Source organism: Psychrobacter sp. UBA2514 (assembly GCF_002341255.1).
Lineage (GTDB): Bacteria > Pseudomonadota > Gammaproteobacteria > Pseudomonadales > Moraxellaceae > Psychrobacter > Psychrobacter pacificensis.
The window spans coordinates 104,641-131,183 of sequence record NZ_DDNS01000048.1; the positions used below are offsets into that span (position 1 = coordinate 104,641).

Genomic DNA, 26,543 nt, shown 5'->3' on the forward strand with positions numbered 1-26,543 from the left:
ACCACTTTTAATATTGATTGACTATAGCCCAATGTCATTTAGATCGTAAGAAGAAACCATTATGGCAAATATCGACAGTACAGCGGCGATACACTCGCATCAGTCATGGATGGGCATTGTCCAAATCATCACCGCGGCAACCTGCTGGGGGACGCTTGGGATATTCTCAACCTACCTCAATCAAATGGGCTTTAGTGGTTGGCAAGTCACGATATTACGCATTGTGACGGCAGCAGTGATTATCTTAGCCATGCTACCGACCCTATGGCCACAGCTGATCAAACTACGACCCAAGCAGTGGTTTGGGCTAGCACTTCAGTCCTTGATTGGTGTGCTGGGGATGTCCGTCTGCTATTTTTTTGCTGTCAGTTATGTTGGCGCGGGCCCTGCGGTGGCTTTGCTTTATACCGCGCCTGTGTTTAGCTTGTTATTCTCAAAGTTTTTGCTCAGTGAGTCCATTACGCGAAAATCTATCGCGCTGGCATTCATGGCGGTTTTTGGGGTTGGGTTGACGATGCTGGGTGAGCAAGCGGAGGTCAATTGGGGTGTTTTGCTCGGATTGGCAGCAGGGATGTGCTACTCACTATACGGCGTACTCGGTAAGCGCGCGATGCATGACGCGCATCCAGCTCCTTTGGTGTTTTTTACCTCTGTGGTCATCAGCGCGTGCGGGCTGCTACTACTGCCTGAAACGTATCAGACGTACGCGCAGCTAGTTACCTTGCCGTTATCGACTTGGGGTTATGTATTAGGACTATCGCTCTTGGGTACTGTCGTGCCCTTTGGCCTTTATATGAAAGCATTAGAGAAGCTGCCCGCCTCTCGTGCGTCTGTTTTTACGATTTTTGAGCCGTTGACGGCGATTGCGCTGGCAATGATACTGCTACATCAAGCTTTGTCTTGGATTCAATATCTGGGCGTGACACTGATTTTGCTGGCGGCGTTGTTAAATGCAGTGGTCAATGGCACGACCACGCGCGTTCCTCGCTGGCTTAAAAGACGGCAAACGGTCTAGCCTTATTATTTGGTTGTCTGGCAGGGTGCGATAGCCAAATTTGGATTAAAAAACGACGCAATAGATAGGCTTGATTAATGGTATAAACTTCAAGTTAAATTAAAATGATCATTTATAATCTATGAATTAGAACTATTTATCATGCAACGCTCTTCCATCTGGCAATCCAAATAAAACTAAGATCTTATCCAAGTTGCACTTATCTGAAGGTGTGGTTTTTAAGCCTTTTAGAATATAGCCGTTAGGATTATCTTTAGAAGTTAGAGTCCCTCCAGCGCTTATAGTATCGCCTACTTGGTAAATGACATTAAAATATTTTAAAGTCTGATTCTTTTTATCCCAGCTCGAAACCCCGTATGGTAGCAGCGGTACGGCTTTGTGTGGGCCATACTGGAAATAAATACATTCATTTTCGTATTTAAGCTGTACATTTACACCTTGTAAAATTTCACTCTCATTGAGATCGGAAAAATTGAAAGGGTAAGTATAAAATAAACCCTGACCACTAGTAGAAGAGTAATGAACTAAAGGCATAGTACTTTGAGAATAGTCCTTTGCTACTTTCATGTCTTTCGAAGGAGAGGTTGTAACTTGACAAGCAGTCAACAAAACGCAAAAGAAAATTGATACGTTACGAATATTCAAACCAGCTCCTTTAAGCACTAGGTTAAGAGTGTTTTTAACTTTATTAAAACATCAATATAAATAAAAAAAAGTTTTAATATATTACTATTTTGTTAAGGTGGCTATGATGCTTAGAATAGTCAAGTATGAGTATATGTATTCTTAACCTTACCGACTTGGCTTTTAAAAAAGGTATTTTTCTCGCTTGCTGTATCTCCGCTGACAGAGGCTACGTAAAATTTACCCCAAACCGTCAAACTCAAATTATACACACAAAAAAAGCCCTCAATGGGCTTCTTTCCAACTAAACATATTGCAACGATATAAATCGCTTACTGCTCGATACGCTGCAAAAATGCCTGCGTCCGCGGATGCGTTGAGTCTTCAAACAGCTGCTTAGCGCTGCCCTCTTCGACAACGACACCGTCTTCGATCAAGACCACGTGATCTGCCACATCACGGGCAAAGTTGATTTCGTGAGTGACCACCACCATCGTCCAGCCTTCTGACGCCAACTGCTTCATCGTCTCAAGCACATCTTGTACCAGCTCTGGATCTAGTGCAGACGTTGGCTCATCAAACAATAGCAGATCAGGCTCAATCGCCAGCGCACGGGCGATGCCAATACGCTGCTGCTGACCACCCGATAGCTGGAACGGGTACAGCTCAGCTTTGTCCGCCAGTCCGACTTTTTCAAGCAATACCAGCGCGTCTTTACGCATCTCAGCCTTGTTTTTACCTTGTACCACTATCGGACCGAGCATGAGATTTTCGATCGCAGTCTTGTGCGGAAACAAATTATAAGACTGAAATACCATGCCTGATTTGCGCTGCAAAGCGAGCAGCGTTTTTTTGCTTGGCTTAGTTGCAAAGTCAACTTTTAGGCTGTCATCATCGAATGCAATGACCCCTTTATCAGGAATCTCCAGCGCATTGAGACAGCGCAAAAACGTGGTTTTACCCGAGCCTGAGGGTCCTAATATGACCACCACCTTACCTTTATTGATGGTCAAGTCGATGCCTTTTAGTACCTGATTGCCACCAAAGGCTTTATGAATATTAGTGACTTTGATCATAAAAATTCCTGTTGTGCTAGGGCGTGTCTATTGAGCCATAACTTATTTTACTACGTAGCTTATTTTGCTACATAACGATCAAGGCGCGTTTCAAGCTTGCCTTGGATAAAGGTCAAGAACAGACAGATACCCCAATAAATAATCGCCGCTTCGGTATACACCAGCATAAATTCATAGTTACGAGCTGTGATGATCTGCGCTTGTTTAAACAGCTCAGTGACCAATACCAGTGATGCAAGTGAAGTGTCTTTTACCAAGCTGATAAAAGTATTAGACAATGGCGGCACTGACACGCGCAGCGCTTGCGGTAAAATCACATGACGAAATGTCTGTAAATACGTCAAGCCAACCGTTGAACCCGCTTCCCATTGCCCTTTTGGAATCGACAAAATCGAGGCGCGCACCGTCTCTGATGCATACGCACCAATATTGAGCGAGAATGCAATGATCGCTGAAGGAAACGGATCGAGCTTGACGCCTACACTTGGTAAACCGTAGAAAATAATAAACAGCTGAACCAGCATCGGTGTACCACGAATCGCAGATACATAGATACGAGCCAAGCGATAAATGATCTCATGGAACCAACCAGTACGCGGTACGATTCGAATCAATGCGACGGTCAGGGCAATGGCCATACCGATAGAAAACGAGATCAGCGCCAGCGGTATCGAATAATAGATACCGCCTTTGAGCATTGGCCAAAACGACGAGATGACAATCTGTGCTCGATCAGGACTCATAAATGGCAATAATGCCAATAAGTCAGCAAGCACAGACGTGATAGAAGCCAACATTACTTCTGCTGACTTACATCAGCACCAAAGAACTCTTCGCTAAGTTTGGTGAGTGTACCATCAGCAGCGAGTGCGGCCATTGCTTCATCCAATTTTGCCACCACTTCATCGTTGCCTTTGATAAGCACGAGACCTGAGCCTGTTTGTTCACTTGGTGGGGCTGTCAGTTTGATCTCAAGATCAGAATCTGGGAATTTTTTGAGATAATCAAGCACGGCTAGATTGTCATTCATTGTAAAGTCAGCGCGGTCTTGCTTCACCAATTGAATCGCTTGCGCCATACCATCGACAGGGACGATTTCTGCGCCGTATTTTTCTGCCAGCTCGCCGTAGTTACTGCTGAGTGATTGAGCCGTACGTAAGCCTTTTAGGTCATCCCAAGAGCTATAACGGTTGTCATCAGTCGGTGCCAATGCAACCGCGCCTGACCAGCTATAAGCCATGGATTTGTCATATTTGGCTTGACGCTCAGGCGTCGTTAAGCTGACTTGGTTGGCTACCATATCAAAGCGTTTTGAATCCAAACCTGCTAGCATCGCATCCCACTGAGTCTCTTTAAACTCAACATCAACGCCCAGTTTGTCCGCGACTGCGCGAGTCACTTCGACGTCATAACCTGTCAGCTTGCCACTCTCATCATGATAGGTAAATGGAGGGTACGTACCCTCTGTACCGACGTTAATCGTGCCGCCGTTATTGATACGTTGCAGCAAATCAGAACCGCCTGTTGACGCAGTGTCAGTGGCAGTAGTGTCAGCTTCATTAGTATTAGACTGACCACAAGCGGCAAGCAAAACAGTACTAGCAGCAAGGGCTAAAAGAGTACGACGTTTCATAAGACGTCCTTATAAAAGTAGATAAATGAGATAAAAGGGTTTACATGAAAACAGTTAGCGCCAATAAATAGGGAAAAGCCGATACAAGAGGGCAATATAATAATCGCCCTGCAACATTCGGCTTTGGTTGCTCGATTTGAGGTTAGTCAGCATATTTTTCAATGCTGCGACCCTGTTATTTTCGAATTTTTATAGCGTATGATCATTCAATAGGCAGCCGATCAGACGTTCATAGTTGCTACTGGATCAATCGCTGCTCATAAATATAATATCTTACTTTAGATAAAAAAGCGTACAAACTCCGTGAGCGTGCGTCAGGTAATGACCGCCATTAGCGCAAAACTACAACTCACCCGAGAATTGATAGCGATCTCCTGCATGCCACATCTTGACAAAGGTGACGACTTGACCAGCTGAATAAGTCTGGCGACGCAATACCAATGTCGGCGACTGCGGCGCAATCTGCAACGCATCTGCCACCTCGTTTGGTGCTGCAAGCGCACGTATGGTGTAGCTGCCACTCTCTAGCGGTATTTTGGCAACCAGATAATCACTGGTATTAACCACGGTAAAATCCTGATCAATAAAATGTGGCACTTTTTTGGCATCAACCCAGCGCTCTTCGAATTGTATGGGCTGACCATCTGCAACGTGAATGATTTTCACCTCGTATAAAACGGGCGTATCACTAGCGTCTGTATGAGTCACGGTAGCCATTTCATCAATACCAAACTTACGGCGCAACTCATCATCGAGCATAGCAGCAGTCACCGCGCGCTTACTCACCACTTTTGCTTCATAATCGCGATTGGCAGATTTGAGATCCTCTGCGATATTACGCACTTCTACAAAGGTATGGTTGAATTTCTGCTGCGCGACAAAGGTTCCTGAGCCTTGACGCCGCTCCAATACACGCTCTTCGCTTAGCTCTTTGAGCGCGCGATTCACCGTCATCCGTGAGACACCAAACTCTGTCGCCAGTGCCATTTCTGTAGAGATCGCACTGCCCGCTTGCCATTTGCCAGAGTGAATATTGTCTAATATCGCATTTTTAATCCGCTGATACGCCGGAATCGTTTTTGTCATATTTGTTTTAAACCGTCAGTTCCGCTAATAAATAAGAGTAGCGCCATAATATCACGACAATCATGCGAACTTTTATTCATATCATTCTATCAGTTATGCTCTTTTTTTCATTAATTCTAATTTTTATCAAAAATCCTTGCATGAAAAAAGCATCTTTGATAATTTGTATATACAATTTATAGCAATTCTAAAAATCTTGATCTAGCTACTCTATATTTCGATGCCTTTATAGACTGCCTATAAAACACTTACTCTTATTATTTTATCGCCCTATGAGCTACCACAAGGATATGACCATGACTACTGAAAACGGAACCAACAAAAAACTTACCCGCCGTGATGAGTCTCGCGATATCGCCGCCCCTACTGGCAGCACGTTGCACTGTAAAAGCTGGCTGACCGAAGCGCCGTATCGCATGCTGCAAAACAACCTACATCCTGATGTAGCAGAAAACCCAAAAAGCCTTGTGGTATACGGTGGTATTGGACGCGCCGCGCGTAACTGGGAGAGCTATGATCAAATCCTAGAGTCGCTCAAAGAATTAGAAGATGACGAAACCTTACTCGTACAATCAGGCAAGCCTGTGGGCGTGTTTCAAACTCATGAGAACGCACCGCGCGTATTGATTGCCAACTCTAACCTAGTACCACGCTGGGCGACATGGGAGCACTTCAATGAGCTCGATCGCAAAGACTTATTTATGTACGGTCAGATGACGGCAGGTAGCTGGATTTATATCGGTACGCAAGGCATTGTCCAAGGTACATACGAGACTTTTGTCGAAGCAGGTCGTCAGCACTATAATGGCAGCTGGGCGGGTCGTTGGATTTTGACCGCAGGTCTTGGCGGTATGGGCGGTGCGCAGCCACTAGCCGCAACCTTTGCAGGCGCAACCTCATTGAACATCGAATGCCAGCAATCAAGCATCGATTTCCGTTTGCGCACGGGTTATGTCGATAAGCAAGCGCGCGATCTCGACCATGCTTATGAATTGATTGAGCAGCATACCAAAGCAGGCGAGGCGATCTCTATCGCGCTACTTGGTAACGCTGCAGATATCTTGCCTGAAATCGTTAAGCGCGCTCGTGAAGGAGACATCAAACCTGATTTGGTGACCGATCAAACCTCAGCGCACGACCTGATCAATGGCTATCTACCAAGCGGCTGGACTGTTGAAGAATGGAGGTCCGCTCAAGAAGATCCAGAGCAACATGCAGCTCTCACCAAAGCCGCTGCTCAATCTTGTGCCGTACACGTCCAAGCGATTTTAGACTTGCAAGCGATGGATATTCCAGCGACCGATTACGGTAATAATATCCGCCAGGTGGCGTTTGATGAAGGGGTTGAGGATGCCTTTAATTTCCCCGGTTTTGTCCCTGCTTATATTCGTCCGCTGTTTTGCCAAGGCAAAGGCCCATTCCGCTGGGTGGCGCTCTCAGGTGATCCAGAAGACATCTATAAGACCGATCAAAAAATCAAAGAGCTGTTCCCAGAAAACACCCACGTCCATCGCTGGCTCGATATGGCAAAAGAGCGTATTCAGTTCCAAGGCTTGCCTGCACGTATCTGCTGGTTGGGTCTGGGCGAGCGTGACAAAGCAGGTTTGGCATTTAATGAGATGGTCAAAAACGGTGAGCTAAAAGGCCCAATCGTTATCGGTCGTGACCACCTCGACACGGGCTCGGTCGCCAGCCCCAACCGCGAGACCGAAAGCATGAAAGACGGCTCAGATGCGGTATCTGACTGGGCACTATTAAACGGCATGCTCAATGTCGCAGGCGGCGCAACGTGGGTATCACTACATCATGGCGGCGGTGTCGGCATGGGCTACTCGCAGCATTCAGGCATGGTCATCGTGGCGGACGGTACAGATGCCGCAGCCAAACGCTTGTCACGCGTATTGGTCAATGACTGCGGTTCAGGCGTTATGCGTCATGCCGATGCAGGTTATGAGTTGGCGATTAAGACAGCGAAAGATTATGGTTTAAATCTGCCAATGATCAAATAGTTTGAACTACCTTAATATTATAAAAACAAACACTTATATGACTATGCAACTAGGATTACCCTTATGAGCAACATCAAACAACTTACCCTACATCCACGCCAGCTTAGCTTCAAGATGCTACGCGACATCTACGATCAGCCCGTGGTATTGAGCTTGCCTGAGAGTGCGTATGAGGCGATTGACGCCTCGCATAACAATGTCAAAACCATTATTGAGCGTGATAAGAGCGCCTACGGCATTAACACCGGCTTTGGTCTGCTTGCCAAAACCCGCATCAGTGATGACCAGCTTGAGCTGCTACAGCGTAACCTAATCATTTCTCACTCGGTAGGTACAGGTGACGCGCTACCAGAGGGCGTGGTGCGCCTGATTATGGTGATGAAAGTTGCTAGCCTAGCACAAGGTGTGTCTGGCGTACGTCGCGAGGTGGTAGATAGTTTACTTGGTTTAATCAACAATCAAATCACCCCAAATATCCCAGCCAAAGGCTCAGTTGGTGCCTCTGGTGACTTAGCGCCACTATCACATATGACACTTGCGATGATGGGTGAAGGTGATGTGTTTGTCGCTGGTAAAAAAGTGCCAGCTGCTGATGCCCTAGCAAAGCATGGACTTGAGCCAATCACATTGGCAGCCAAAGAAGGCCTTGCGCTTATCAACGGTACGCAAGTCTCAACTGCGCTAGCATTACGTGGTTATTTCTTAGCGCGTGATTTACTTGAGACTGCTACTATCGTCGGCTCACTGTCAATTGATGCCGCCAAAGGCTCAGATTCACCATTTGATGCGCGTATTCACGAAGTACGCGGTCATCATGGTCAAATAGAGATCGCCAAAGCACACCGTCAACTGATCAAAGGCAGTGCTATCCGTGCCTCGCACGATGGCGAACAAGATGATCGCGTTCAAGACCCTTATTGCTTACGCTGTCAGCCACAAGTCATGGGTGCTTGTCTTGATATCATCAACCAAGCAGGGAAAACGCTGCTCATCGAATCTAATGCGGTAACAGACAATCCGCTTATCTTTAATAATGAAGATGGTCCGGTCGCCATATCAGGTGGTAACTTCCATGCTGAGCCAGTCGCTTTTGCCGCGGATATTTTAGCATTGGCTATCGCTGAGATTGGCTCGATGTCTGAGCGCCGTGTCGCTTTGCTGATCGATGCAACTTTGTCAGGTGGTCTGCCACCATTCCTAGTCGATAACGCTGGGGTCAACTCAGGCTTTATGATTGCGCATGTGACCGCTGCTGCACTGGCTTCAGAAAACAAATCTATCGCCCATCCAGGTAGCGTCGATAGCATCCCAACCTCTGCCAACCAAGAAGACCATGTATCCATGGCTACCTATTGCGCACGCCGCCTATATGAGATGGCGCAAAACACTGCGACTATCATAGGTATTGAGCTACTGGCTGCTGGTCAAGGTATTGATTTTCATCGAGGACTCGAGACATCAGAGCCGTTGACTGTGGCACATCAAAAACTACGTGAGAAAGTGACGTTCTATGATAAAGATCGCTACCTCGCCCCTGATATCGAAGCGGCCAAGCAGTTAGTACTAGACGGTACACTTGCTGAGCATTGGCAAGAACTACGTCAGAACTGGTACGAGTCTAAATAAGCATTGGCTGGTAAAAGGAGAGCCATGATGGCAGTCACAAACATGACCACACCCATTTGCCATACACCTGCTGATATGACTCAGTGGACAGGACGCGCAGAGCCGTTTGAGACTGCACGCGCCCGTTATTGGTATCAGCTTGCTCAGCCTTATGAGGCTCAACATATTGGGCTAATTGGCTTTGCCTGTGATCAAGGCGTCAGACGCAATCAAGGACGCGTGGGTGCTAGAGCTGCCCCGCCATTGATTCGTCGAGCTTTTGCTACGCTGCCAGTCATCGCTGATTTGCAACAACGCTTTGATAGTCAATTATCAACCTTATTGGGTGATGCTGGCGACATTCATTGTGATGACAATGATGGCTTTGCCGACAGTATTCTTGAGCAAGCTCAGATCAAATATGCCGATGCAGTGAGCACTATCGTCAAGCAAGGTGGATTACCCATCGGGCTTGGCGGTGGTCATGCCATTGCTTATGGTAGCTTTTTGGGATTATGGCAGGCCTTAGAAAAGGCAAACGATACAACTATCAGCACAAACACAGCGCCTACTATCGGGATTATTAATTTCGATGCCCATCTTGATATTCGTCAGTCTGATGTGGCGACTTCTGGTACACCGTTTCGCCAGATTGCCGAGCATCTTGACGCACACGATCAGCCCTTTCATTATTGCTGTATTGGCGTCAGTCGCTTTTCTAATACCGCCGCGCTCTTTGATCGCGCTGAGCAACTTGGCGTACAGGTTATTAGTGATGAAGACTGTCATTATAAGCCTTGGGACACCATTGCCGAGCAGGTCAAAAGCTTCATAGATCAGGTTGATATTATTTATCTCACTATTGATATGGACTGTCTCCCCTCTAGTATCGTTCCGGGTGTCAGTGCGCCTGCTGCTTTTGGTATTGAGCTTGGTTTTGTTGAGCGTATGGTCAAGCTGATTGTGTCATCAGGCAAAGTAAAAATGGCAGATATTGCTGAGATCAACCCAACCTTTGATGTGGATAGTCGTAGCTGCAAAGTCGCTGCTCGATTGCTGGCAACGATTGTAGAACAGCACTTACTTGTCACTTAGATCTTACAAGCAAAGGTCTTGCAAACAAAGATCGCTCGCCTCCCAATTATTAGGAGCATACTATGAATGAATCAGAAAATTTTAAAGAGCAGACGCTCGACGAATCTACTATGACATCGTTTGACCACCTTATTATCAATGCCAATATTGCGACGTTTTCAGCGCACTATGGTTTTAATCTTTATGAAAATTCAGATACTAATAACGTCCCATACGGTCAGCTAGAGAGCGCGGCTATCGGTATTAAAGACGGCAAGATTGCATGGATTGGGGCACAAGAGCAAATCACGACGCATCTGCCACATTATCACGAGAACCAAATCACAGACGCCGATGGCAAATGGCTAACGCCTGGGCTTATCGATTGTCATACGCACATTGTCTATGGTGGCAACCGCAGCAATGAATTCGAAGCGCGTTTGCAAGGGGCCAGTTACCAAGACATCGCAGCACAAGGCGGCGGTATTGTCGCAACCGTGAGTGCCACCCGCACGGCCAGTATTGAATCGCTATTTACCCAAAGTGAAAAGCGCCTACTTGCGCTGATGAAAGAAGGCGTCACCAGCATCGAAATCAAATCAGGTTATGGTCTTGACTTAGATACTGAGCGCAAAATGCTCACCGTCGCACGCCAGCTTGGCGAAAAATACGACATCCACGTCAGCACCACGTATCTTGCAGCGCACGCCTTACCACCTGAATATAAGTCCCATATGCAGGACCGTGCGGACGACTATATCGAGCAAGTCTGTGAGTGGCTACCAATCCTGCATGCAGAAGGCTTGGTTGATGCGGTCGATGGCTTTTGTGAAAACATTGCGTTTAGTAGCGATCAGATTAGACACGTTTTTGAGGTTGCACGCTCCTTAGACCTGCCGGTCAAACTACACGCTGAGCAGTTATCTGACATCGGCGGTAGCGCTTTAGTTGCCGAATACAAAGGGCTATCTAGCGACCATTTAGAACATTTATCAGAAACTGACATAGAGAAAATGGCTGCTAGCAACACGGTTGCGGTGATATTGCCCGGAGCGTTTTATACCTTGCGTGACACCAAGCTGCCACCGATTGAGGCACTTCGCAAGCATCAAGTTCCTATAGCGATTTCAACCGATTGCAACCCCGGTACATCACCTTTGACATCGCTGTTGTTGGCAATGAATATGGGCTGTACGCTGTTTTACCTCACGCCTGAAGAGGTATTGGCAGGATCAACCGTTTATGCAGCCAAGGCTTTGGGTCTATCTAATAAAGGCAAAATAGAAGTGGGCTGTGATGCTGATTTAGCACTATGGGACATCGCCCGCCCTGCTGATTTGGCCTATCAGATGGGACTGAACCCTATTGCAGGCACTATGTTTCAAGGTCAATGGCGTAATAAAGCTTAACGAATACGCCTTGATTTATCGTCACTAAAAAAGCCCCTATCATTGAATGATGGGGGCTTTTTGGTCGTTACATTGCAAGTTTTATGAAATAGCAGAAAAAACTTATCATAACCTTAGTTTAAATAGGGATTTACTATATCAATATTTTTAGTAAGGATTTATAATACCCTTTTTCAAACAGGGTTATTTTTGGCTAACTATAGTTCATAAATAAAAATTAACACACAGTATAGAGAAAGCGATATGCGTACAGATTCATTTCAACAGATATTGGAAGACTTAAACAGCTCATCAGCAGATGTTGAAGCATCTGCCCTAATCTCTAACGATGGTCTGATGATTGCCTCAGCTCTACCAACTGGCGTTGATGAAGATCGTGTGGGTGCGATGTCAGCAGCACTGCTATCATTAGGCGACCGTGCAGGCCGCGAATTGGCACGCGGTAGTATCGATCGCATCATGATTCAAGGCGAGATGGGCTACGTAATCATGACGTCATCAGGCGATGAAGCGGTACTCACTATCATGGCAAAACCCAATGCCAAGCTTGGTTTGATATTCTTGGACATCAAGCGCGCCTCAGAAGCCCTAGCAAAACTCATTTGATTGGTGGCTTTGGCTTTTTGACGAGTGCCCTATGTACTCGATTTTACTCATTATAAATATAACGACCAACGAAGGAGATGACCATGGGTTCTCCAATCCCTGATGCACACAAGCCTGACCTGCCTGCTGAGCAAATCACCCTGACCTATCATGATGGCACCTCTCGAACTGTCTATGATACAGGTGTAGAGCGTCCCTACCCAGATGGTAAGCTCATTGTCTCGCGTACCGATTTAGACGGTATTATCACTCACGTCAACGACGCCTTTGTTGAGATTAGTGGCTACCACGTCGATGAGCTCATCGGTCAACAGCACTATATTCTGCGTCATCCTGATATGCCAAAAGCGGCTTATCAAGACTTGTGGGACACAGCAAAAGCTGGAAAGAAGTGGCATGGCTATGTCAAAAATTTATGCAAAGACGGCAGTCACTACTGGGTATATGCCACGGTCGTGCCCAATGTTCGCCGCGGCGAAACTGTAGGATACACTTCAGTACGCCGTAAGCCATCACGCAGTAAAATCGAAGCGGCAATGGCTCAGTACGCCCAAATGAAACAAGATGAGGAAGGCTAAATCATGACGACACACAATATGTTAATCGCCCCTGATTTTTCGCCTGAGCGCTTTGCTGGCTGGCACATGTTCAATACGCTGATTCAAAAACGTGCCAACCTAAACATGCACCTCAATATCCCAGCCTCACATGCTGAGCAAGAGACCTTGATTGAGGCAGGTGTTATTCAAATTATCTACGCCAACCCTTTTGATGCCGCTGCCCTCATCCGTGAGCAAGGCTACCGTGCAGTTGCTCGTCCCATTGGCAAATCTGATGAGATGGTCATTGCCGCGGCGGCCAATAGCGACATCAATCACTTAGAAGATATCCATAAAGGCGCAACCGTTGCGATGGCAGACAATCGAGACGTCAAGCTGATCGGTTTGCGTTTGCTCGAAGCTGTCGATATAGAAGAATCTGACCTCAACTGGGATATCACTGAGACCTATCAAGCAGCTGCTCGCAAAGTCATCAAAGGCGATGCCCAAGCGGCGTTTTTCTTGGCGGAGATCTTTCACAGCTTCTCACGCTTGACCAAAGCTCAGCTCTCAGTATTGATTGAAAGTGATCTGGCAGACATAAGCCACGTCCTTCTCATCAAAGACGACTTTCCAGATGCGCAAATTTTTATAGAAGCCATCCTGGATTTGCATAGCGATGATGATGGAAAAGAAGCCTTAACTGAGCTTGGTATGCCTGAAGGGTTTGAGGCAATGAGTGAAGAGGATGCTGAATTTATGATTGATTTGATGCAGACATTGCTGGATTGATGACTCATTGACACTCATATTATCAGAGGTTGTTTTGCTGAATGAGCTCATAGCCTGAGGCACTGGTTGTCGTCACGGCTATGACACAAGGAGACCATTATGTCTGACTCAGACCTGATCAAAGAAAACGAGAAAGTGGCGCACCGAGTCTTTCGGTTTTATTCACGCAAAGTGTTTTTGGCACCCAACAACCGTCACTTTCATGAGCAGCGCATCAACGCCGCCTTATTACTCACCGAAAAAGAACCCCTACAGGGCGCGGTAGCAGATTTTTTCTATGGGTGCTGGTTTGACATTCCATACGATGTCAATAATTTGTTTACGCGTATCAAAGACCGTTTGACCCCTGAGGCCAAGCAAGGGTTTCGCGATTGTATTGATAAAAAAAGCTATATTCAGCGCAACAGTATGCTCGCCACTCGCTGGAGCGTTTTGGTATCGCCTTCGCTCAATGAGCAAAAGCAACGCTTGCGTATCAGTAGTGATGACGCCAGAGAGATCGCAAGAGACATCACCGCTGAGCTGCTGCAAGCACGTGCTAGCCAAGACTGGGGCACGCTTGAGCAAATTGAAAATGAGTTTTTTGCCTATTGTACTGTGCGTAATGATCGTCTGGCATTTTCCTTAGTATGGTTTAGCTTGGGCAAAAGTGATTGGCAATTTGATCAACGCTGGGATAACTGCCAACAGCATTTGGATCAGACCATCAAGCCTACCACGCCACCATAAACTGTCATGCGTTTATAACTTAACTTCTATCACTTTTTACCACTTTTTCATCGCTAAGGTAGCCGCTATGTCTTCTTATTTGAATGCCGATAAGACCTATCTAACATTAACGCCTGCTGGTATTTTTGAGGCGTTTTCACAGAATGAGCCGACTGACGAGCAGTTGGCGCTACAAGATTTATTGTCTTATGGGCAGACACTACTCGCCGCTGATTGGTTACAGCGTTATTCTGATATATGGCTACAAAGCTTTATAGAACACGGCTGGATCGAAAAACTGTCTTTGCTTTTGCCAGCGCCCAATCTACCATTGGATCAGTTTTTGCCTTACGTAGTCGCGAGCTTATCTGGCAAACGCCGTGCCGCGATTGGCTCTGATGAAGGGTTTTGTCTGGCTCGGATTGGTTATAGTCAAGAAGAAGCGGACATGCTCAGTGTTGCCGCCGCTGACTTTTCCGGCTTTATGCTGCGCCAAAAGCAGCGCGGCTGGGCAGTAGAAAGCCAAGCGATCTCGTTTTTTCAGCAAGTTGACTTGCTCATACCTGAAACCAGCTTTGTGTTTTTATGGATCGATGGCGCAGGTTATGTACTCATCATCGATGGCGAACCCTTAACCAACAGTCGCGCCTTTGTAGAGCTGGTCTGGGCGCTCAAGACCTCTGGACTCAAATTTCTAAATTGATTCAGCAGCACACGCCAGCCTTAATCCTCTCTTGTATGGGCTTGTCAAAATAAACGACAAGCCTATCATGCCAGCATAAAAGCCATTCAACATCTCTCATACGCTTCTTTTACCGTCCGCTTTCACCAGCCCTTTTATCCAGCAATAACAATACCTTCAGAATTAACAATAACTTGTCATCATTTAGGTCATACTCTTTTTGCACCTTTAAGAGTACTGTTTTGACAACATGTGTTTTTGTCAAATAACAACCTCTACCAAATCACAGTCAATACTATATCCAAGATGCACGCCCACCTTTGTATGCCCTACCTCACCGAAAGCGGCAATCTTTGCCAACCTTTGCACTTTTGCTTGTTTTTTAGGACAGTTTATGACTTCGCTGACCACTGTGCGCGTGCACTATCAAACGATCGAAATTGGCAACACCGACGTTTGCACCCTGCGTGACAATCAGCAATTTAGCGATCCTGATGATGAGGCATTAAACTTGGGCATTTGCTCTGCTTCTTGGCCGATGTTTGAGGAGATATGGCCATCAAGCTTGGTGCTGGCCAATCACATGCTTGATTACGATATTAAGGACAAACGAATTTTGGAGGTGGGCTGCGGCATGGCGCTATCGAGTCTATTGCTCAATCATAGACAAGCAGACATCACAGCGACCGACTATCATCCGACCGTTGAGTATTTCCTTGATAGAAATACCACGCTAAATAATAACAGAGGCATCAATTTTGAGCGTTTAGACTGGTCAGAGGATAACAGCCATCTTGGTAGGTTTGATATCATTATCGGCAGTGACTTGCTCTACGTAGACCAACATATTGGGATATTGGCTGGGTTTATCGAACGTCATGCGCTGCCAACCTGTGAAGTCATCGTCGTTGACCCTGGACGCGGGCGTAAAAACAAGCTAACCAATAAGATGATTGAGTTTGGCTTTAGCAGTCAGCACGTCAAACCTCAAAACACCGCTTATCTAGCGTTGCCGTTTGTTTAAGGGGGCATATTTTGACGCTTTCAAGATCGGCCGTATGATATAAATAGAGTCCGTTATACTATAAGGGCTTGCCACTGCTGACGCGTGATTTTATATAGAACATGCTCAGCCAGTCGATGATCAGCATCGAGCATCGGATGAGAGAAGTTGTCCTGCGTATCAGTCATACCAAGACGCTGCATAAGCTTTTGCGAGCGCTGATTGATGACCGCCGTAAATGACACCACGTCCTCAAGTGCCAGCTCGGTAAACGCAAAATCCAGCGCTGCACGCGCCGCCTCGGTGGCATAGCCTAGCCCCCAATAATCCTTGTGCAAACGCCAACCAATCTCGACAGCAGGGGCAAAGGGCATATCAGCATGCGCGTTATTTAACCCAACCATACCGATAAAGTCATCACTTTTATCTGCGCCATCTTTACGAGCCACCACCCAAAATCCCCAGCCATGCTCTTCAATTAATTTTTGACACTTATTGGCAATGGTATTACTCAATGCAGGGGTTAATAGTTTAGGAAAATATGCCATCACTTTAGGATCAGCATTCATCTCGGCAAACCGCGCACGATCACTTGCTTGCCACTGTCTTAGGTAGAGACGCTTGGTTGCTATCATGCTTGTCATGTCAGTCGCTTACTATTCATATTCGTTCAGAGTGCTGATCAAGCCAGCCTTTTTTTTGAGCAAACGCTAGCTGTGCTGGTGTATCGATATCATAACTGAGCTGCTTATTGATCACTGTATGTATTTGGCTTGGCGGTAATGCTCTGATTAAATGACGCAAGCCTTTATCACCTGTCAATTCAGTTTGCCATTGTCTGAGTAAACCTGTATCAATCACTAGCGGTAAGCCGATGATATTTTTTTGCTCTGTAGCGCTTAATTCATCTGAATACGTCCAGCTATGATAACTGCTGGCTACCACAGACTGTTCACCAGCCAGCAAAGCCATTAAATGCGACTGATCTAATAGAACCTGATCAACCCCTATGATAAGCACGCGCTCGATTGACGAATTTCCAAGACTCGCAATACTCTCAATACCCAAACGCAAACTGTCCGCCATACCAGTTTCAGGTTTTGGGTTTACTACCGCTTGAACCGCTGGATATTGCACAGCCAACTCTGTAACTACACTAGCAACTGCAGGATGCTTATCAGGAATCACAACGATAACGGCTTGCGGATTGGTGCTCACTGCCGATCGGATCATGTGCACGATTAATAGCTCGCCATTCTTAACGAGCAGCTGCTTAGGTTGGCCAAGGCGCTGACTGAGGCCACTTGCCAATATGATGACCGCATGATTTTGCACCTGTCTGTCCTTGTCTTCTAAGACGATACTACTCATACGGTACTCGGCACAATATCAGCATCCGTATTACCAACGCTTGCTTCTGAATTCGAGACCCTACTGTAGGAGCCTTCTACTGATGCAGTTTGATCGTGCATGACTGCATTTATCTGTGCCATGATACCCAGTGCGAGTGCCTCTGGACCATCTCCTCCTAGCTTATAGCCAATCGGATAATGCAGTTTTTGAACGCCAGTATCCAAGATAGCAGGATGATCCATGTTAGCGCTTATCTCATTGATTAAGCGTTCGGTACGATAGCGCGGCCCTAACTGTCCTAAGTATCTATAGTTTTGCGCATGTGCTAGCAATATCGCCAAGCGAGCGCGGTCTTGGGTCAGACTATGTGACATAAGAGCGACCGCTGCGTTATTACTCAGCTTTAGCAGGGTATCACTATCCTCTAAAGATAATGACATCACTGCATCTGCCTGAGGAAAGCGCATACGAGTCGCATATTGCGCGCGACTGTCTATGACCGTGACATGCCAATCTTGTAGCTTGGCCATGGTCACCAATGGCATCACATCATTACCTGCCCCGCAAACGAGCAGGCGCACTTGTGGTTGCAGGCGTTGTACGAGCCACTCGGTGGTTGCCTCGTCCGTTTTTATGGTCACGTATTCAGTATTGCTCTCAGACAGCTCGTACTCTGCTAACTTTTCTACAATATCGGCAATTATATTCGAAGGGTTTATTATCTCTTGTTCTAGTGAATTTTCCGAATTGTGATATTCGTCTAGATTGATACGCAGGCCAACTTGCAACTCGGTATTCTGACAACCGTTGTTGCGAATCAAAGTAGCGACCATAACTGGCTGCTGATGACGTCGCACCTGACGAACTGACTCTAAAAATGGTGCGGCTGTTGCCAGACGCTCAAACAGCACATGCACACGTCCATTACAGCCAAGCCCAAAATTCAACTCATCAAAGTCCATGTCATCTAGGCCATCCAAGTCGTCTAGATCGTCTGTATCGCCAGCTTCTTTGTTGATCGCTACCTGCGCTTGACCATTATCAGCGTACTCAATGTCATCACCTGTCTGATAAACCTGCACATTGGCACCGTCACGCGTGAGCCAAAAGGCACGTTTGATGATGTGGGGCTCCAAGCAGCCACCGCTGATCATTCCGACCGAACGACCGTCATCACAGATGAGCATCATGGCACCAGCACGGCGATACGCTGAGCCTTCTGTATGAACGACAGTAGCCAATACAGCATCAACACCTTGCTGCTGAGCCTCGCTTGCCAGCTTCAGAATGTCAGCGACTTGATTCATAATGCCTCTTATTTAATAATTGTTTTTTGTTAGTGAATTTTTTGCTAGTAATAAAATATACTACCGACTCAGTTACAAAAACCCGCTCAGTAAGCGGGTTCTTGTCATACATAAGCTGATAAAACTACTCTGGCATCTCATAAAGCAGCTTGTCGAGGGTAATCGGGAAGTCATAAACACGCACACCGACCGCATTATAGATAGCATTGGCAATCGCGGCAGCAGCACCTGCAATAGCCGTCTCACCGATACCTTTGATGTGCATTGGATTGGTATAAGGATCATCTTCTTCTACCAATATGACATCTAACTGCGGTACGTCCGCATTAACTGGCACATGATACTCGGCAAGGTCATGGTTACAGAGACGACCGTCACGTTTGTCATGAATCACTTCTTCCATCAACGCTGAGCCAATACCGAACACCATACCGCCATAGCATTGCGACGTTGCAGTTTTGTGGTTCAGAATACGACCAGCGGCAAATGCACCTGTCATACGTTTCACCCGAATCTCACCAGTGACTTTATGAACCGCCACTTCAGCGAAGTTCGCACCAAAAGAGGCTTGGCGATGGCTCTTACCGTTCTTACCCGGTTTTATCTGGCCTTTGGCAGTGATTTTTTGCTCATCATAGTCAGCGACCACATCCGCAAGCGCATAATACTCTGTATTATCAAAATCATACTCTTGTGATGCTGACTGTCCTGATAGCGAAAGCCCTGTGGTTTGCGATAGCTTATCAATAGTGCTGTCAGCAAATGATTGGCCACTCTTTTTGGCAGCTTCCATTGCCGTTAAAGCATGCTCTCCTGTTTTCTTGATTTGACCATTGTCTAACTGAATGTTGTCAGGATACAGACCAACTTTTTCTGCTAGCATTTCACGCAGCTGCTCACAAGCAAGATAGACACCACTACCCGCACTCGCAGCACCAAAACTGCCACCTGAGCCTGATGCTGGTGGCAATGCACTGTCACCTAGTTTCATCTCAACATGGTCGATAGGTAGTCCTAACAGGTCTGCCGCTACCTGAGAAAACACCGTATAAGACCCTGTACCGATGTCTGTCATGTCTGTCTCGATAACTGCTTTGATACCAAGTGCTTTTGACTCATCTACCTGTAGGGTTGCACGTGCTTCAGATGGCTGTAATTGGTTACCACGGGCAGCCGCCGCCATGCCTGTACCTATCCACCAGTCACCTTCTAATTGACTGGCAGGCTTGGCGTTTCGCTCACTCCAACCAAAATGCTTGGCACCTTGTTCCATACAGGCAATCAATTGGCGCGTTGAGAAAGGAATATTTTGACTCGGATCTTGCTCTGGCTCATTACGACGGCGTAGTTCAACCGGATCAATCTCCAACTGTGTGGCAAGCTCATCCATGGCACATTCAAGCGCGATCATACCTACCGCTTCGCCAGGCGCACGCATAGAACCTGACAACACTTGGTTCATGTCTACCATCTCATAATTCACACGGCGGTTTTTGCCGCTATATAGATGGTGCGTAGATAGAGCAGTTGGCTCAAAGAAAGCCTCACCTGGCAAATTACTAGAGATCGTATCGTGAATCAATGTATCGATCACGCCGTCATTGTTCGCGCCGATTGCGATACGCTGACGCGTGTTTGAGCGTCTGACCGTTGCTTCCATCACTTGTGAACGCGTCATGGTAATCAATACCGGACGGCCAAGATCTTTTGCAGCAATCGCCGCTGCAATAGATTCAGGAGCAATACCGAGCTTACTACCGAACCCACCACCCACATAGTATGCGATCAGTTGTACTTGATCTTTATTTAGGTCCAGAGCATCCATGACTTGCTGTTTGCAAGAAGCGAGCATCTGATTGGAAGTATACAGAACGAGCTTATCGCCTTCCCAATGAGCCAACGTTGCATGGGGCTCCATCGGAGAGTTGCTTTGACTTGGGGTATGATAAAAGCGATCAACGGTCACTGCCGCATCAGCTAAGCCTTGGTCTGGATCGCCTTGGACATTATTTTTATCAGAGCCTTTTTTTTCATCTACCGCATGTGCGTTAGAGAGCTCTTGGGTAAAGTTCAGTGCCGCTTGGTCAGTCTCATCCTTATAAGTCACTTTCAGCGCTTTAGCGCCTTCTCTTGCCGCCTCAAAAGTCTCAGCAACCACGACAGCAATAGGCTGACCATGATAAAAAATCTCGCTAACCCCTTGCTTGGGTGCTTTAGTTTTTGTCCCTTGTTGAGAGTTACGCAAAAAGTGCTCAGGATCGGTCACGACTTTAATAATATTAGGAATGCCTTTTAGAGAGTCACTATCGATACTCTCAACTTGACCTTTAGCAATGGTCGCGCCTACCAATACACCATAGGCTTGATTGTCCAAGTGTATTTCGGCACTGTATTTCGCTTGACCGCTAACCTTTAGGGAACCATCAACACGGTTGATTGGCTTACCAACTAGCTTGCTTGCCGTTGTGCTAAATAGCGTTTCAACAGGCTCATCCATGGTCAGTTTTTTGGTTGGTTCTGACTGGGTGATTGATTCTAATAGTGCCATGATTATGCTCCCTCGCCCGCTAATGCGCGCTGAATAACTTGTTTTAGTAGGCGACGCGTCAACGGTATTTTAAAGTCGTTCTGACCATTACCTTTGGCATCATGCAATAATAGATCAGCGGCCTGCGTGATAACGTCGCTATTGCCATCGGTATCCATTAATAGTGCCTCAACCTCTTCATTACGCCATGGCTTGGTACCGATGCCGCCGAACGCCAATCGTACTGTCTTTAGGTTGCCATTGTCGTCAGCATCGATGACTGCGGCACAAGATACCAGTGCAAAGGCATAAGAAGCGCGATCACGCACTTTGTCATAGGTATGCATGCCCTTAATAGGGGCAGGTAATACAACATGAGTAATCAGCTCGCCTGCTTCTAGCACATTTTCGATATGCGGCGTGTCTTTTGGCAAACAATAAAAATCTTTCACATCGATAGCGCGAGTCGAGCCATCTGCTTTAACTGTCTCTATCGTGGCATCCAGTAAGCGCATTGCCACTGCCATATCGGATGGGTGCTGAGCAATACATGAATCACTGGTACCTAAGACAGCTAGGGTACGGTTCTCCCCGTTGATAGCAGGACATCCTGTGCCCGGTTCACGTTTATTACAAGCGCTGTCTGTTTGATAAAAATAATAGCAACGAGTACGCTGTAAAAAGTTGCCGCCCGTTGTCGCTCTGTTACGTAGCTGACCAGTCGCTCCTGCCAAGATAGCTCGGGACAATACTGGATAGTTTGCAATCACCTCAGGATGCGCGGCCAAATCGCTATTGGTCACAAGCGTACCAATACGTAAACCACCATCGGCAGTCGTTTCTACTTGCTCTAATTCTAAACGAGTGATATCGACCAGTTTGATTGGGGTTTCGATCTCTAGTTTCATGAGATCTAATAAGTTGGTACCACCTGCGATAAAAGAAGCGTCTTTGCTGCTAGCAGAGGTTGCGGCTTGCTTAGGTGCATCAGCGCGGCTATATTCAAAACGTTTCATGAGTGGTCTCCTGCCTTGCCTGTTATTGTTTTGTTATTCGCTGAGGCTTTATGGAACTGAGCCTCGCTTGACGGCGGTGACCAAATACCTGTTACGCTTGAGTTTTGCGCAGCGCTATCAACTGTTTTAGAAGTAGACGCTGATGCTTCATTCTCAAGCACTTGTGAGATGGCTTTGATGATATTGGGATAAGCGGAGCAGCGACAGACATTACCACTCATGCGCTCAGCGATTTCTTGTACCAGAAGGCTATCAGGATGTTGTAAGTCTGTGCTCACATGGCTTGGCCAATTTTGTTTTACTTCTTCTATTAAGGCAGTCGCTGAACAAATTTGACCTGGGGTGCAATATCCGCACTGAAAAGCATCGTTATCTTTAAAGGCTTGTTGCAGCGCCGATAGTGAGTCCGGCATACCGATGCCTTCGATGGTCGTAATCTCATCACCATCATGCATGATAGCAAGTGTGAGACAAGAGTTGACTCGGCGACCATTGATGAGCATGGTACAAGCGCCGCATTGGCCGTGGTCGCAGCCTTTTTTGGGTCCAGTAATTTGTAAATGTTGACGACAGACGTCGAGCAGTGTCGTACGGGCGTCAAGATTCTCGAGCTGATAATCCTGCTTATTGATTGTTAACGTCAAGGTAGACATGCTGGCTTCTCGCTGGCAGATGAATATGATGGGTGAAAAAAGCGCCTTATAGCTACGGCGGCAATAAATCCATGGCAATAAATCCATTATGGCGTACCAAAAAACTTGTTTTGTTTTTATTTTGTAGTTGTTGCAGTGTAGTTTTTAATCCGAGGCAGTACCTGAAAGTGTGTACTACCAATCGCTGTAAGCTAACTGATAATCATTTACCTCAATTAGCCTAACCATCCGCTGCTAGCTAGTATCACTTGATTTTTATATATAAGCACTCAAATTCAGGCCATATGATTTAGCAATATATAGTGAATTCAGTATAAAAACGATACAGTGGGACTGGGATAAATTTTTCGCAACCTCTGTCTGCGTAGGCACAGCACGCAAGGAAAATTTAGACCAGTTCCACCTTGATATATAATGTATCTGTTTTATTTAGGATTGACTATATTATGTGAAGTGGGCAATCTATTTTTTAGAAAAAGGTAGTATATTAAATAGACTTCAATAAAGAAAAGCCCCACAAACGAAAGTTTATAGGACTATTATGAGGCTACTTTAGAATGATCATTTCAAATCAAACACCTAAAACTAGGCTTTAGTGATGATTGTTTTTTCGTCAAATCGAGACTTAGGCATCAGCATTAAAATCATCTTCACTACGGTAGCCAAGCGATATCACGGCAACAGCGGTATAGCCCTTACTACGTAACTCAAACTCTTCATCAAGTGCTTTTAAATCTGCGCCTTCCATCGGCACAGCATCAATACCCAAAGTAGCAGCGCCTAGTAGTAATGTACCCATATTGAGATACAACTGCTCTATCAACCAATGCGGCTCGTCCTTTTGCTCATAACGACGAATGTCCAAGAACATTTTGTGCGTTTGATGCATTTGCTCTCGGAACTTTGGTTCTGCAAAGCGACCATCGGCATCTTCTTTGTCGAGCAAGCCTTCTAAAAACTCGTCATCGGCATAGACACGACTACAGAATACAATGACATGCGAGGCATCTTTTACTTTGGCATCATTGAATTCATACATGCCCTCTGTGCCTTTAGCGATTCGAGCTTTCCCAGCTTCGTCATCAGCAATCACAAAATGCCAAGGCTGAATATTGGGGCTCGACGGACTGAGACGTAAGATATCTTTTAGACTCTGAAAGTCTTCTGCTGATATTTTTTTGTTGGTGTCAAAGTCTTTGGTGCTGTAACGCCATTTCATTGCTTCAGTGATATTTTTCATATATGACACTATAGTGAGTGTTAAGTTTTTATTGTTTATTGAATTATTATTATTAGCGTTATTTATAAATAATCATCGCTAATCTCAATGGAGCAACTTTAAATAAAAACCTGTTTTGTGACCACGGCAGATTGGTTAAGTAGTCATGGGTTTTGTTATCAGTGCGTCAGTTGTTAGACCGTTTTTGCAAAAATTTCGGCTATCCTACTGATAATAGATACAATTGAGCTACCGAATTGGCGACGCCGACTGCGCAGACTACATTGTAATCACTTAGTCATTCTCTTAGTATGAACTGACTTGATACATGGTAACTAGTTATAGTTGTCTGATAACTAGGTATATCTGCTTGATTCCAACTGATATGCCTCTATCTATACATCCCAAACAAAACATAAATAATAATACCCGCGAGGAAATATGAGCACATCAGAAAAACCACTCCGAATAGATATCGTCTCAGACGTCGTCTGCCCTTGGTGCGTCATCGGCTATCGCCAACTGGCAGCAGCACTTGAGCAAACCAATACCGCACACACCATTCATTGGCATCCGTTTGAGCTGAATCCTCACATGCCAAGCGAGGGGCAAAACTTGCGTGAGCACATTATCGAAAAGTATGGCTCGACTAAAGAAGAGTCAGATGCTAGCCGAGTCAGAATGACTGAAGCTGGACAGGAAGTTGGCTTTGAATTTAATTTCAATGATGACACTCGCATGCACAATACATTTAATCTGCATCAGCTGCTGCATTTTGCAGACCAGCAAGGATATATGCATGAGTTAAAACAAGCGTTATTTGCGGCACATTTTACCGATAACAGAAACATCTCCGATATCAATGTGCTTGCTGACATTGCAGCTGAGACTGGACTGGATCGTAGTGAGGCACTGGCAGTGCTAGAGGGTCAGTTCTTTGCAAAAGAAGTGCGAGCAGAAGAACAGCATTGGCAGCAGCAAGGCATTCAAAGTGTGCCGGCGATTATCTTCAACGAGCGCCATTTGGTCAGCGGTGCGCAAGGGGTTGAAAATTACGTCAGCATATTAGAACAATTGGCGAATATGACTGACTAAACCGTCTGTCATTGTAAAAAAATAAAATAAAGCTGCTTCAAAATTGAAGCAGCTTTTTTTATTGTAGCGTCATCAGGTTAAAACTGTGATTTTGATATTACTGTCAGTAACGACGCTTAGAAATTGACAACCGTACGAATGCTCTCGCCTTTGTGCATTAAGTCAAACGCTTCGTTCACGTCTTCTATTGGCATCGTGTGGGTGATAAAGTCTTGTAAAGGAATCTCACCTGCCAGATAGCGCTCGACATAACCTGGTAGCTCCGTACGGCCTTTTACACCACCAAATGCTGAACCTTTCCAGACGCGACCCGTCACTAGCTGGAATGGACGGGTTGAGATTTCTTGTCCAGCACCAGCGACACCGATGATGACTGACTCGCCCCAACCTTTATGGCAGCACTCTAGCGCTGAACGCATGACATCAACGTTACCGATACATTCAAACGAATAATCCACACCGCCATCGGTTAGCTCAACAATAACTTCTTGAATCGGTTTGTCGTAGTCTTTTGGATTGATGCAATCGGTTGCGCCTAGTTTTTTAGCCAACTCAAACTTGCTCTCGTTAATATCAATCACAATGATACGGCTGGCTTTTGCCATCGCCGCACCGATGACTGCGGATAGACCAATGCCGCCTAGACCAAAGATAGCAACGGTAGCGCCCTCTTCAACTTTTGCTGTATTCATGACCGCACCCATGCCTGTGGTGACACCGCAACCAAGCAAACAAACTTCTTCTAATGGCGCCTCTTTATTGACTTTAGCCAAAGAAATCTCTGGTAAAACCGTGTACTCAGAAAACGTTGAGCAACCCATATAATGATAGATAGGCTCGCCGTCTTTGTAAAAACGCGTCGTGCCATCTGGCATCAAGCCTTTACCTTGCGTCTCGCGTACTGCTGAGCAAAGATTGGTTTTGCCTGAGCGGCACATTTTACAAACGCCGCACTCTGCCGTGTATAACGGAATGACATGATCACCGACCTGAACGCTGGTTACGCCTTCGCCGACTTGCTCAACGATACCGCCACCTTCATGACCCAAAATCGCTGGGAATACGCCTTCTGGGTCTTCACCAGATAAGGTAAACGCATCTGTGTGACAGACACCACTGGCCACGATTTTTACCAGTACTTCGCCTTTACGTGGTAGCATGACGTCTACTTCTTCGATAGACAATGGCTGCTTTGGGCCCCAAGCGACGGCGGCTTTTGATTTGATAAATTTATCTGACATAGGAATCTCTCTTTTTGATTGTTATCGATGGATTGTAACGTAGCGTAAACTTAAAACGTCATTCACGCCCAATCATTCTTTTTGTTCAATAAGGCTATCTGCTTGTTTTAATCGTCACGATTTCTGTGACTAAAACGGATAAAGATAGACTGAGCTTATCTTGCCTGCCCTCTGTAGGCAAGTGTAGGCAAGCATTGATGACCATAAAGCAGCATCTATTTACATTGATACTAACCATTATATTTATTTCTGAGCAGATAACAATATGCTA

The 26,543-nt window shown here is 46.0% G+C and carries 25 protein-coding genes; 12 read left to right on the forward strand and 13 right to left on the reverse strand.

Annotation, left to right across the window (positions count from 1 at the left end; all coding sequences use genetic code 11):
- Nucleotides 1-61 precede the first annotated feature (61 nt).
- Entirely contained in the window at nt 62-1,015 is a 954-nt protein-coding gene (locus B3V51_RS11840; protein ID WP_186473863.1) for a DMT family transporter, read from the forward strand.
- A 132-nt stretch (nt 1,016-1,147) separates the two neighbouring features.
- Here the strand turns inward: B3V51_RS11840 and B3V51_RS11845 are convergent, their stop codons facing one another.
- The 5 genes from B3V51_RS11845 to B3V51_RS11865 all read right to left on the reverse strand — a co-directional run bounded on the left by B3V51_RS11845 (nt 1,148) and on the right by B3V51_RS11865 (nt 5,434).
- Nucleotides 1,148-1,660 (reverse strand): hypothetical protein, encoded by a 513-nt coding sequence (locus B3V51_RS11845; RefSeq protein ID WP_152978606.1) that lies wholly within the window; start codon nt 1,658-1,660, stop codon nt 1,148-1,150.
- Nucleotides 1,661-1,971: 311 nt separating this feature from the next.
- Nucleotides 1,972-2,715 carry an amino acid ABC transporter ATP-binding protein gene (locus B3V51_RS11850; protein WP_071002166.1) on the reverse strand — a complete coding sequence of 248 codons (744 nt, stop codon included), beginning with the start codon at nt 2,713-2,715 and terminating at the stop codon, nt 1,972-1,974.
- Nucleotides 2,716-2,774: 59 nt separating this feature from the next.
- Nucleotides 2,775-3,458 carry an amino acid ABC transporter permease gene (locus tag B3V51_RS11855; RefSeq protein ID WP_186475489.1) on the reverse strand — a complete coding sequence of 228 codons (684 nt, stop codon included), beginning with the start codon at nt 3,456-3,458 and terminating at the stop codon, nt 2,775-2,777.
- Between the two features lie 53 nt (nt 3,459-3,511).
- Nucleotides 3,512-4,348, reverse strand: coding sequence for an amino acid ABC transporter substrate-binding protein (locus B3V51_RS11860; RefSeq protein WP_277077548.1), 837 nt, complete (start codon nt 4,346-4,348; stop codon nt 3,512-3,514).
- A 342-nt stretch (nt 4,349-4,690) separates the two neighbouring features.
- Nucleotides 4,691-5,434 (reverse strand): UTRA domain-containing protein, encoded by a 744-nt coding sequence (locus tag B3V51_RS11865; protein WP_223333253.1) that lies wholly within the window; start codon nt 5,432-5,434, stop codon nt 4,691-4,693.
- A 296-nt stretch (nt 5,435-5,730) separates the two neighbouring features.
- On the opposite strand from B3V51_RS11865, the gene hutU reads away from it, so the two are divergent.
- From hutU to B3V51_RS11915, 10 genes are all read left to right on the forward strand, one after another.
- Nucleotides 5,731-7,443, forward strand: coding sequence for a urocanate hydratase (hutU, locus tag B3V51_RS11870; RefSeq protein WP_284719614.1), 1,713 nt, complete (start codon nt 5,731-5,733; stop codon nt 7,441-7,443).
- Between the two features lie 63 nt (nt 7,444-7,506).
- The gene (gene hutH / locus B3V51_RS11875) at nt 7,507-9,069 is read left to right on the forward strand and encodes a histidine ammonia-lyase (protein WP_071002171.1); all 1,563 of its coding nucleotides are present in this window, start codon (nt 7,507-7,509) and stop codon (nt 9,067-9,069) included.
- Nucleotides 9,070-9,111: 42 nt separating this feature from the next.
- Nucleotides 9,112-10,143 carry a formimidoylglutamase gene (hutG, locus tag B3V51_RS11880; protein WP_071003668.1) on the forward strand — a complete coding sequence of 344 codons (1,032 nt, stop codon included), beginning with the start codon at nt 9,112-9,114 and terminating at the stop codon, nt 10,141-10,143.
- A gap of 62 nt (nt 10,144-10,205) precedes the next feature.
- Entirely contained in the window at nt 10,206-11,531 is a 1,326-nt protein-coding gene (gene hutI, locus B3V51_RS11885; RefSeq protein ID WP_197496746.1) for an imidazolonepropionase, read from the forward strand.
- A 243-nt stretch (nt 11,532-11,774) separates the two neighbouring features.
- Nucleotides 11,775-12,137, forward strand: coding sequence for a roadblock/LC7 domain-containing protein (locus tag B3V51_RS11890; protein ID WP_071002172.1), 363 nt, complete (start codon nt 11,775-11,777; stop codon nt 12,135-12,137).
- A gap of 83 nt (nt 12,138-12,220) precedes the next feature.
- Nucleotides 12,221-12,715 (forward strand): PAS domain-containing protein, encoded by a 495-nt coding sequence (locus B3V51_RS11895; RefSeq protein ID WP_071002173.1) that lies wholly within the window; start codon nt 12,221-12,223, stop codon nt 12,713-12,715.
- A 3-nt stretch (nt 12,716-12,718) separates the two neighbouring features.
- Nucleotides 12,719-13,468 (forward strand): PhnD/SsuA/transferrin family substrate-binding protein, encoded by a 750-nt coding sequence (locus B3V51_RS11900; RefSeq protein WP_212564261.1) that lies wholly within the window; start codon nt 12,719-12,721, stop codon nt 13,466-13,468.
- Between the two features lie 99 nt (nt 13,469-13,567).
- Complete coding sequence (locus B3V51_RS11905) at nt 13,568-14,197, forward strand: hypothetical protein (protein WP_212564260.1); 630 nt, start codon at nt 13,568-13,570, stop codon at nt 14,195-14,197.
- Between the two features lie 67 nt (nt 14,198-14,264).
- Entirely contained in the window at nt 14,265-14,879 is a 615-nt protein-coding gene (locus B3V51_RS11910) for a hypothetical protein (RefSeq protein ID WP_186473855.1), read from the forward strand.
- A 373-nt stretch (nt 14,880-15,252) separates the two neighbouring features.
- Complete coding sequence (locus B3V51_RS11915; protein WP_286708483.1) at nt 15,253-15,882, forward strand: class I SAM-dependent methyltransferase; 630 nt, start codon at nt 15,253-15,255, stop codon at nt 15,880-15,882.
- A gap of 53 nt (nt 15,883-15,935) precedes the next feature.
- On the opposite strand, the gene B3V51_RS11920 is transcribed toward B3V51_RS11915, so the two are convergent.
- From B3V51_RS11920 to nfsB, 7 genes are all read right to left on the reverse strand, one after another.
- Nucleotides 15,936-16,496: a GNAT family N-acetyltransferase gene (locus B3V51_RS11920; RefSeq protein ID WP_414706386.1), complete on the reverse strand. Its 561-nt coding sequence runs from the start codon at nt 16,494-16,496 to the stop codon at nt 15,936-15,938.
- 25 nt (nt 16,497-16,521) lie between these two features.
- The gene (locus B3V51_RS11925; RefSeq protein ID WP_071002178.1) at nt 16,522-17,232 is read right to left on the reverse strand and encodes a nucleotidyltransferase family protein; all 711 of its coding nucleotides are present in this window, start codon (nt 17,230-17,232) and stop codon (nt 16,522-16,524) included.
- Complete coding sequence (locus B3V51_RS11930) at nt 17,229-18,521, reverse strand: XdhC family protein (RefSeq protein ID WP_212564258.1); 1,293 nt, start codon at nt 18,519-18,521, stop codon at nt 17,229-17,231. Before B3V51_RS11930 ends, B3V51_RS11925 begins: the two co-directional genes overlap by 4 nt.
- A gap of 124 nt (nt 18,522-18,645) precedes the next feature.
- Nucleotides 18,646-21,069, reverse strand: coding sequence for a xanthine dehydrogenase family protein molybdopterin-binding subunit (locus B3V51_RS11935; RefSeq protein ID WP_212564257.1), 2,424 nt, complete (start codon nt 21,067-21,069; stop codon nt 18,646-18,648).
- Between the two features lie 2 nt (nt 21,070-21,071).
- Nucleotides 21,072-22,064: an FAD binding domain-containing protein gene (locus tag B3V51_RS11940; protein ID WP_071002181.1), complete on the reverse strand. Its 993-nt coding sequence runs from the start codon at nt 22,062-22,064 to the stop codon at nt 21,072-21,074.
- Nucleotides 22,061-22,717 carry a 2Fe-2S iron-sulfur cluster-binding protein gene (locus tag B3V51_RS11945; protein ID WP_286708484.1) on the reverse strand — a complete coding sequence of 219 codons (657 nt, stop codon included), beginning with the start codon at nt 22,715-22,717 and terminating at the stop codon, nt 22,061-22,063. Before B3V51_RS11945 ends, B3V51_RS11940 begins: the two co-directional genes overlap by 4 nt.
- A 625-nt stretch (nt 22,718-23,342) precedes the next feature.
- Nucleotides 23,343-23,957, reverse strand: coding sequence for an oxygen-insensitive NAD(P)H nitroreductase (gene nfsB, locus B3V51_RS11950; protein ID WP_228724544.1), 615 nt, complete (start codon nt 23,955-23,957; stop codon nt 23,343-23,345).
- 420 nt (nt 23,958-24,377) lie between these two features.
- Between nfsB and B3V51_RS11955 the strand changes: the two genes are divergently transcribed.
- Nucleotides 24,378-25,031 carry a DsbA family oxidoreductase gene (locus B3V51_RS11955; protein ID WP_186473842.1) on the forward strand — a complete coding sequence of 218 codons (654 nt, stop codon included), beginning with the start codon at nt 24,378-24,380 and terminating at the stop codon, nt 25,029-25,031.
- Between the two features lie 116 nt (nt 25,032-25,147).
- Here B3V51_RS11955 and B3V51_RS11960 read toward each other — a convergent pair whose 3' ends face one another.
- Nucleotides 25,148-26,272: an S-(hydroxymethyl)glutathione dehydrogenase/class III alcohol dehydrogenase gene (locus tag B3V51_RS11960; protein WP_277077198.1), complete on the reverse strand. Its 1,125-nt coding sequence runs from the start codon at nt 26,270-26,272 to the stop codon at nt 25,148-25,150.
- Nucleotides 26,273-26,543: the final 271 nt, after the last annotated feature.